The following is an 8,636-nucleotide window of genomic DNA, read 5'->3' as shown; positions in this document are numbered from 1 at the left end:
CGGGCCGTCAGCACCGATCAGCACGGTGGGTTTTGGCAATAACGGGCTTGCGAAAGCCAACTTGCACGGGGCGAATGATCAAAAAGTGCTCGCTGGCGGTGATAGGGAAAGTGTCGGCGCCGGCTTCACGGATTCAGGTTAATACTCAGCTGATGCTGATTGCAGGCATTTCAGCGATCTCTATTCTTTCGGCTGTCTCTGGGGTGCGTGGCGGTATTCGGCTGATTTCCGAGATGAATATCTGGGTATCCCTGGCGGTTATCGGTATTTTTCTGCTGGCGGGCCCCACGCTTTGGCTAATCACGGTGTTTGGCGAAACCCTGCTCGACTACGCGGTTAACTTTATCCCCATGGGGCTTTGGTATGCAGAGGAAGAAGGCACCGCTGCCTGGCAACAGGGCTGGACGATCTTCTATTGGGGCTGGTGGCTCGCCTGGGCACCCTTTGTGGGGCTCTTTATTGCCCGCATTTCCAAAGGGCGCACGCTGCGTGAGTTTGTGTTGGGCGTTCTATTCGTGCCCACGCTCATCATCTTTGTATGGCTGATTATCTTTGGTGGCAACGCCATGCACCAGGAGCTAAATGCGGCGGGAGGCCCGGGTAGCGCGGGCATTATCGAACTGGTGAACGCTTGGAACCTACCGGCTGCACTGTTTGCTACGGCGGATGGCATTGTAGGTAGCGGTACGTTTGGCTGGATACTCTCTGCCCTCATGGTCTTTCTGCTAATGAGCTGGTTCGTCACCTCCTCTGATTCCGGTACGCTGGTGCTCACCACGATTTTGTCGCTAGGCGATAATGAGCCACCCATACGCTTTCGCGTTTTCTGGGGCGTGGTGATTGGCTTAGTCGCGGCGGCGCTGCTGGTAGCCGGTGGTCTGAATGCGCTGCAAACGGCGCTGATTGCGGCAGCCCTACCGCTGAGTGTGGTGGTGCTAGTGATGACAGCGGGCGTGCTACTGTCGCTGTTCCGCGAGACGCTTAATACAGGCCGTAAGAAACGCTGAGCTAAGGCACACGATGACACTAGGCGTCTCTTGTTGACGCCTAGTGCTCAATACGCCTTGGGAGGTTAACGAAAGCAGCCGTGAATAACGAGTATCGCTATGGATATCGACACCTTTATCACCCGCTTTGAGCGAGGCTTAGCTAACGTCACGCGTAGTACGCCCGCCGAGGCGCGCCGGCGCTACGACCAGCTGTGCCAAACATTTGCCCCGCCTAACCCAACCGGCATGCGCATTACCGACGAGCCTTGGGAAGGCAGCGTGCTTCGGCACTTTATTCCCCCCTCCGCCAAGCCGGGGCGCGTTATGTATCTTCACGGAGGGGGATTTACGCTGGGGTCCGTCCACAGCCACCATGGTATTGCAGCAAGCCTAGCCGACCGACTATCGCGCCATGTTGTCAGTCTCGACTATTGCTTAGCGCCTGAAGCGGACTACCGCGACATGCTGGAGGAGTGTTTGAGCGCCACCCGCGTGATAACGCCTGCTGCCATCGTTGGTGATAGCGCAGGCGGGCGCTTGGCGCTGGACGTGTTAACGCGGCTAACGCATAGCGTCCCGCTAGGGCTTATTTACCCGCCGGTTGGCCCGCTTAACCCACAGACGCTGGGGCCTGATGCCCCGCTGCTTAGCCGTAACGATGTCTTATCGCTGCTTCCTTTCTGCCCGGGGCTAAGCACTCAGATCGATACGCTCCCAACCAACGCGCAGCTGGAAGTGCTTAGCGTTGAGCACGACCCGTTAACCGCTCCACTTGAACAAGCCGTTGCTGCCTGGCGCCGTAACGGTGTGCAGGTAGGGTATCGCAGCGCCAGCACGATGGTGCACGCCGCCTTACATGCCCATGCCCAGCTGCCAGAAATGCAAAGCGCCTGGCAAGATTTTTGCCAGGCGCTCAACCAACGCTTAGATCATTAACGCTCGGTTACTGATAACTAGCGCGCACCGCCTCTATCGCCGGCTGGCCATCTTTTGCGGTTACTCCCTCCAGCCATGTGGCTACGGTGCCTAAGTTGGCACTGATCCACTCAGAGGCCACTTCATCGGCGGGACGATCTTCGTAGCTGTAACTATGCACCCAAGCATTTTGATCTTCGATATCTACTACATATTGTGAGAGAAAGCGATGTAGCTGTGGGTCTTCTGTGGCCATATTCGCTGGCACGACCGTCCAAACGGTGCTTTCTATTTGGGCAATACCCGCATCTTCTGCATCGTCCAGATAAGCCATATCAAAGCTGACGTTCATCCAATGGGGTTCCCAGCCTACAAAGGTCACCCACTCGCCGTTGGCCATATTCTGCTCGGCTTGCGCCAGCATTGCCGCTGTCGAGCTCTCATTCAGCGACCAATCGCCTAAACCCACAATATCATTATCAATCGCCGAAAGGATCGCCGTATTAATCCCGGTGCCCGCCTCGATACCCTGAATTTCACCGTCGAAGCGGTCACGATGGGCATCCAGGTCGGCCACCGACGTCACGCCGGCATCATACACATACTGCGGTACCACTAAGCCAGAGTTTGCCCCTTGGATATTGGAAACCAGTTTTTCCACCTTATTATCGGCTACAAGAGGTTCTACCATATCCGTCTGTACCGGATACCAACCACCCAAGTAAACATCAATATCATTACGGGTTAAGCCGGCTAAAATAACGCTCACCGCTAAATCCCGCTGGCGGGTTTGGTAACCCATTGCCTGCATCAGCTGTGCTGCGACTTCTGACTTTACAGTAACACCGGGCCAAGGCGGCACACCAAATCGCACCTCATCTAGGGCAGCCGATGCTGGGGCGGCCGTTGCTAAGGTCGCTAAGCCCGCAGCACCTAGGGCATACACTGTTTTCAACCCACCGAGTTTATGCATCATTTTCTTGTCCTCTTTTGGCGATATACCAATCAAGTTTGCCAACTAGACAACAATTCAAACGACACCAAGCGACATAAAATAATCATAAAGCGACAAATTTATCGCTTACTACTGAAGTAACTGACGCCGTGATTCTCCGGGTGAGCAACCAAACTGCGCGCGGTACGCGCGTGCAAAGCTGGAGCTTGACGCGAAGCCACAAGCAATACCCACTTCTAAAACATCCATATTCGTTTCCATGAGCAGGCGCTGCGATCGCGATAAACGAAGCGATAAATACCACTGACGAGGCGTTCTATGAAGGTGCTCCTCAAATAGCCGCTGAAGATGGCGTAAAGATACCCCGATGCGATCCGCTATCCCCTCTATCGGCAACGGCCTCTCCAAATGACGCTCCATCAAGGCAACGGCTTCAATCAAACGTGGGTTATGCGTGCCTAGTCGACGCGCCAGCGACATGCGCTGTTGGTCATGGCGGTTTCTTAAGCGCTCATGGATCAGCTGCTCAGAGACATCAACCGCAAGCTTGGCGCCATGCCTCTGCTTGATAACCTCTAGTGCCATATCCATCGCTGCCGCACCACCAGCACATGAAAAACGGCGCTCACCTAGCTCAAATAGCTCGTCTGATGTTTCGATCAACGGGAATCGCTCACGAAAGGCGGGCAAACTTTCCCAATGTAGCGTGATCCGCTCACCTTTAAGCAGCTCGGCGGAGGCCAGTAAAAAACAGCCGGTATCAATACCGCCTAACACGCAGCCTGCCTGGTCTAAACGGTGTAGCCAACTGACTAAAGGTCGCGTTAGGTGCACGTCTGGCTCAAAACCACTGCAGACAGCCAGTGAGGGTAAATCCAAACACTCGCCAATGGGCTGATCAACCATCAGTGTCATACCGTTACTGGCACTGACGGGCTCACCATCCAAACTAAAAAGTGTCCAATCAAACAGGGGACGTCCGCTCATACGGTTCGCAATTCGTAAGGGTTCAACAGCGGAAAAAAACGCCATCATCGAGAAACGGGGTACTAAAACAAACCCAATTCGCTCAGGCATAGGGCCGTGATAATGCAAACGCAATTGGCTGACTCCACGTAATTTCTTGGGCACACACGAAGGCTGATAATTCTATAAAACCAATAGCATACGGTCTGGCATAGGTCCACACCTTACCCCTTGCAACACAAAACATCGCATCGAGCGATGATTATGTTGCAGACTTAGAAACCGTGAATAAGGCGGCTATGCATTGGAACACCATTTATTACAATGCGTATCGCATCGATGTAGAGGGCGTTAATACCCCCGTTGAGCTTCTGCTAGGTAGACGATATCAATTTCGCCGCACGTATCATCCTGTCGATCGAGCCTGGATGCTGACCTTCTCTGGCGTTGACAGCCATCGACATCGTCGCATCACGGTTCACCTCGGTGCCGCCGCCGACAAGTGGTGGCCGACCTTGCTTAAGGGGCTACCGAAGCTGACCGCACTGAGCTGACGCTCCTGCGAGACCACCACAGCATCAGAAAGCGAGCGACCGGAGCGGCGGTCGGCGATCACGGCTGCTTTGAAGGTCGAGATTAATTCCTGGAGGTTATAAAACGGCGAAAGAAACGCAGTGTTCGGGCATTACGAAGCAGGCGCTCACGCCGGAAATACGGATCCTTACGAGCAATGCCGATGGCACGTAGCTTCAGACTGCCCGATCAGAACCCTCGTGAATGAGGCGGGTTAACGCCTTTACATTAAGTGTGCCACCCTTGTACCAGCGCCTTGACGACATCGTGCCATTGGCGGAACACTTTCTCAGCCACTTTGAAAACCACTATCAACGCCGCACACTCGGCTTTTCCGATCAGGCTCGTTCAGCCATGTACCAGTACCGCTGGCCGGGAAACGTACGCGAACTCAAGAACTGCGTCGAACGAGGCGTGATTCTCACTGCTGACAATAAACATATTACCGAAAAAGCATTGTTTGGTGATTACCGCGTCCCGACACTGGAGCGCGAGAAAGCTCAATGCCTAGATGAAACGGGCATGCTCATACCAACATCTGACGACAACTCCAGCAACGTATCTCCACGAGAGCATATTCAACCACTACTAGACGCTGGTATGACATTAGAAGAGGTAGAAAGAGCACTAATTCAAGCCGCCAATAGTGATAGTGGCGGAAATATAACTGCAGCAGCGCAGCGCCTAGGAATGACGCGAGCAGCCTATGCCTACCGTCTTAAAAAGCATCGCCTCTAACTATTTGCCCGCACGAATAATATTTTCCATGTCTACAGGGAGGCACGCCGTAAAAAAACGGCGATTATCGAGTATCGATAACCCCTAGGCTGAATAGCGACACCACAGTGCCCTCCTCAAGCAGCGGCACAACGAGGAAGATTTTCCCAGGCTATTTTCTGACAAACCTGACAATTGACCACTAATCGGACGTAAATTGGACATTTTGCACTGTAAACCTTAAGGTATTGCTCCTCTGGGGTACTGGCCTTGAGCCACATACAACCCCTATTATCGGCACCCGCAAGGGTTCCGCTTGGTATTGCCTCACCACAATTTGGATCACCGGCACTTTCGACTCTCCGCACGATGCGGACGCTATCGATAGAAGAGGGAATCCATGTCGAGCCATTATTCGGATGAGGGCCGCTGCATGCCGCGCCGCCCGCCACCCTACCTCCCCGCTTGGGGTTAATGCCCCCATTCGGCATCTTTTTGCCGTGTCTTGATAATGCCAGCGGCTGAGCTCTGCGCCAACAAGCCGACTGTCTGTCATCCAAGCAACGCTCACGCCCTGCGCCGGATCTGCCATGTTGCCACTGCGTTCAGCATGTTGCGTGCGACGGCCCTTGCGCGTGTTTGTTCCACCCACAGAGGAATTGCTTTTGAACAGTGAGTCTTTATATCAATTCTCGACCCTGACTGTTGTTTTGCTGCTGATTGCCTTTTATGGCGGTACCTACCTAATGACGCTCGGCATTCGCAAAAAGAACGAGGATGCCGACGCCTTCATGGTTTCCAATCATCGCGTAGGGTTTGGGATCGGTGCAGCTAGCATGACCGCCACCTGGATCTGGGCGGCCTCCTTCTATGCTGCGGCCACTTCCGGCTATACCTATGGCGTATCAGGGCCCATACACTACGGACTCTGGGGGGCCCTGATGATCCTATTCATCTACCCCTTCGGTCGACGTTTTCGCAAGCTGGCCCCCAATGCCCACACCCTGGGCGAGCTGATTCATGCGCGACATGGTTCTTCCAGCCAGCTGATTCTAGCGCTTTCCAATGTCCTGGGCAGTGTGATCAGCTTGATGGTCAACTTTACCGCTGCCGGGGCGCTGGTGTCAGTGCTCTCGCCACTTTCCTTCCAGGCCGGGGTGATCATCGCCGGAGTCGGGGTGCTGCTGTATACTTTGTGGTCGGGCTTTCGCGCCTCGGTACTAACCGACTTCGCCCAGCTGGTGGCGCTCATGGCCATTGCCATCGTGATTATTCCTGCGGTGTTCTTCGCCATGGGCGGCCCATCAGAGCTAGTTGCCGGTCTCGACAACCTTAGCGTCGAGCAGACCAACTTCTTTTCCACTGACGCCATCCTCAATCAGGGCGCGCCCTTCTTCGTCGCGGTGCTGGCCTACGCCATTGGCAACCAGACGATTTCCCAGCGCCTATTCGCTGTGAACGAAGAGCACATTAAACCCACCTTCCTCACCGCTACCATAGGTTACGGGGCGATCGTTATAGGGTTGGGCATGATCGGCCTGATGGCGCTGACCCTCGGTGTCGAGCCGCTCAACGGCGACATGAACAACCTGATTCCGCAAATGGTCTCAGGCTACCTGCCACCCATCTTCATCGCGCTGTTTTTCATCCTGGTGATTGGCTCGTTGTCGTCCACCGCCGACTCCGACCTCTCCGCGCTATCGGCGATCATGATGGCTGATGTCTATGGCAAGAACATCGCCCGCGGCAGGGCCGATCCCAAGCGCATGCTGCTGGTGGGGCGTCTGACTATGATCGTCGCCACGATAATAGGCATCGTGTTCGCCAGCTTTTCGTTGGATATCCTGGTCATGCTGGTGTTCGTCGGTGCCTTGTGGGGTGCCATCGTTTTCCCTGTAATCGCTAGCTGTTTCTGGAACCGCGTGACCAACGCCGCCTTTACCACCTCGGTGCTTGTCGCCATGGTGCTGTTCTGCGCTGCGCGCTTCGAGTTGATCTCTCTTGCTGGCCCCGGTGGGTTATTTTTCGAGCTGCTCGCCTGCATCGGCGGTGGCGTTATCATAGGCCTGATGGTGTTTGGCTTTCTCGGCCAAGCGGCCGGTTTCATCGCTGGCATTCTCACCCTTGTTGCCTCGCTGATTTTCGCGACCGGTTTCTTACGTGACTACACCGTGCTACTAGCCTCGCTGACCGCTTATGGCGCCAGTACCCTAGTATGCGTGGTGATGAGTCTGGCCAGCCGTCAGGCGCGCTTCGATTTCGACACCATCGGCCAGCGCGTAGGCAACTACGACCTCTCCCCGGCGAAGTCAGATGACCAGACTACCGAAGGCAGGCCGGCGGGCCTGGCTGCCCAACACTGATTGTGAACTTTTTTAATATTTGACCAAAAGGCGGTGCAGACCCTAGCCAGCACCGCATTAAGGAGGCAAAGACCATGACCATGCTTTTCAGTTTTTATGTGCTGATTTGGCCCGTACTGACATTGGGCGTACTGGCCCTGATCTGCCGCGCTGTATGGCGTGATCGGCAGCAGGCCCGCGCGGAAAACCGCGAGCTGGTTTAACCAAGGGCTGCGGCACCTAGGCATTCGGCCGCGCGTGGGGAGAGGAGATGCTAGTGCAAGGCATGCTAGTGCGCTTTGCGCTCGACCAGCCTATTTTCGATTTGGGAGATTTGCATGCATTGCTCCCAACGGGTCACCCTCCCCACCAAGATTCTGATAATGATCGATTAATTGCCTGACGCGTTTGCATGACCGCCATTAGCCAGAATTGCTCGCTGCACTGGCTGTCCCCAATGGCTTTGCTATTGAGCGATTGCACTTTGGCTTGTGCACACCGCTAGCCTCCTGACTAGCATTAAGCCTTGCTTAAATACCCAAGGTGGTCGGCTATAAGCGCCTGGGCTGCATTACCGCCGGTACGCGCCCTGTTGCTAGAAGAGCCTCAACAATGAGCTTGGCATTTTGGCTGGTTGGAGCAGCGACAGGCCTGCTGCTGTGTGGGTCATTATTTTAGCGCTTAAGATGGGGTGTCGTCGGGGGCTGCATGGGTATAGACAGTTTTCAATACAACATGCAGTCTCACGCCACGCTGCAGTCTGGATAAACTGCCTTGATGGTCGCGCTATTAAGTACAGCGCCGGAATGAAGACCTAAGCGCTTAGCTGGTTTTACTGTTAGGAGTGGTTACTGAGCTCTTGGTGAGCGGCCGCTAACCCCGCGTGAGGCTTGTAGCGATGTAGAGGAATAAGTAAGCCAAAACAAATTGCAAGTTTACGCCTTTTGGTGCCCAACTTTAACCAGTCATCGTTTCTTACCTAATAGAGGGACACTATGATCAAGTGCCACATATCTCGGATCATGGGAGAAAGAAAGCTGAAGATTGTCGATGTGGCACGTGAAACGGGCATTAATCGAGGAACGATTACGAGGCTCTATCACGAATCAGCCAGCCGCATCGAGCTTGAAGCGGTGGAAGCGCTATGCCGATACTTTGACTGTCAGGTTGGAGACTTAT

At 54.6% G+C, this 8,636-nt stretch carries 9 protein-coding genes; 7 read left to right on the top strand and 2 right to left on the bottom strand.

The window, feature by feature from the left end:
- Positions 1-74: 74 nt before the first annotated feature.
- A complete protein-coding gene (locus tag AC13CN_RS01350; RefSeq protein WP_483052963.1) occupies positions 75-1,007 on the top strand; it encodes a BCCT family transporter in 933 nt (310 codons plus the stop codon).
- 99 nt (positions 1,008-1,106) lie between these two features.
- On the top strand, positions 1,107-1,925 hold the full coding sequence (locus tag AC13CN_RS01345) for an alpha/beta hydrolase (RefSeq protein ID WP_172515050.1): 819 nt from the start codon (positions 1,107-1,109) through the stop codon (positions 1,923-1,925).
- A 7-nt stretch (positions 1,926-1,932) separates the two neighbouring features.
- On the opposite strand, the gene AC13CN_RS01340 is transcribed toward AC13CN_RS01345, so the two are convergent.
- Both AC13CN_RS01340 and AC13CN_RS01335 read right to left on the bottom strand, forming a co-directional pair.
- A complete protein-coding gene (locus tag AC13CN_RS01340; RefSeq protein WP_172515051.1) occupies positions 1,933-2,880 on the bottom strand; it encodes an ABC transporter substrate-binding protein in 948 nt (315 codons plus the stop codon).
- Between the two features lie 108 nt (positions 2,881-2,988).
- Positions 2,989-3,960: a GlxA family transcriptional regulator gene (locus AC13CN_RS01335; RefSeq protein WP_089676089.1), complete on the bottom strand. Its 972-nt coding sequence runs from the start codon at positions 3,958-3,960 to the stop codon at positions 2,989-2,991.
- A gap of 164 nt (positions 3,961-4,124) precedes the next feature.
- Between AC13CN_RS01335 and AC13CN_RS01330 the strand changes: the two genes are divergently transcribed.
- The 5 genes from AC13CN_RS01330 to AC13CN_RS01310 all read left to right on the top strand — a co-directional run.
- Positions 4,125-4,379: a hypothetical protein gene (locus tag AC13CN_RS01330; RefSeq protein WP_172514339.1), complete on the top strand. Its 255-nt coding sequence runs from the start codon at positions 4,125-4,127 to the stop codon at positions 4,377-4,379.
- 262 nt (positions 4,380-4,641) lie between these two features.
- Entirely contained in the window at positions 4,642-5,136 is a 495-nt protein-coding gene (locus AC13CN_RS01325; RefSeq protein WP_167359372.1) for an AAA-type ATPase lid domain-containing protein, read from the top strand.
- Positions 5,137-5,780: 644 nt separating this feature from the next.
- Positions 5,781-7,478 carry a sodium:solute symporter family protein gene (locus tag AC13CN_RS01320; RefSeq protein WP_137094674.1) on the top strand — a complete coding sequence of 566 codons (1,698 nt, stop codon included), beginning with the start codon at positions 5,781-5,783 and terminating at the stop codon, positions 7,476-7,478.
- A gap of 74 nt (positions 7,479-7,552) precedes the next feature.
- Complete coding sequence (locus AC13CN_RS01315) at positions 7,553-7,681, top strand: putative transporter small subunit (protein ID WP_212715306.1); 129 nt, start codon at positions 7,553-7,555, stop codon at positions 7,679-7,681.
- A 771-nt stretch (positions 7,682-8,452) separates the two neighbouring features.
- Positions 8,453-8,636 (top strand): helix-turn-helix domain-containing protein (locus AC13CN_RS01310; protein ID WP_483052962.1); only part of this gene is annotated, 184 nt, incomplete at its 3' end.

The organism is Vreelandella sp. L-25, from assembly GCF_056857535.1.
The sequence above is the reverse complement of the archived record's forward strand: the minus strand, read 5'-3'. Positions and strand labels throughout refer to the sequence as shown.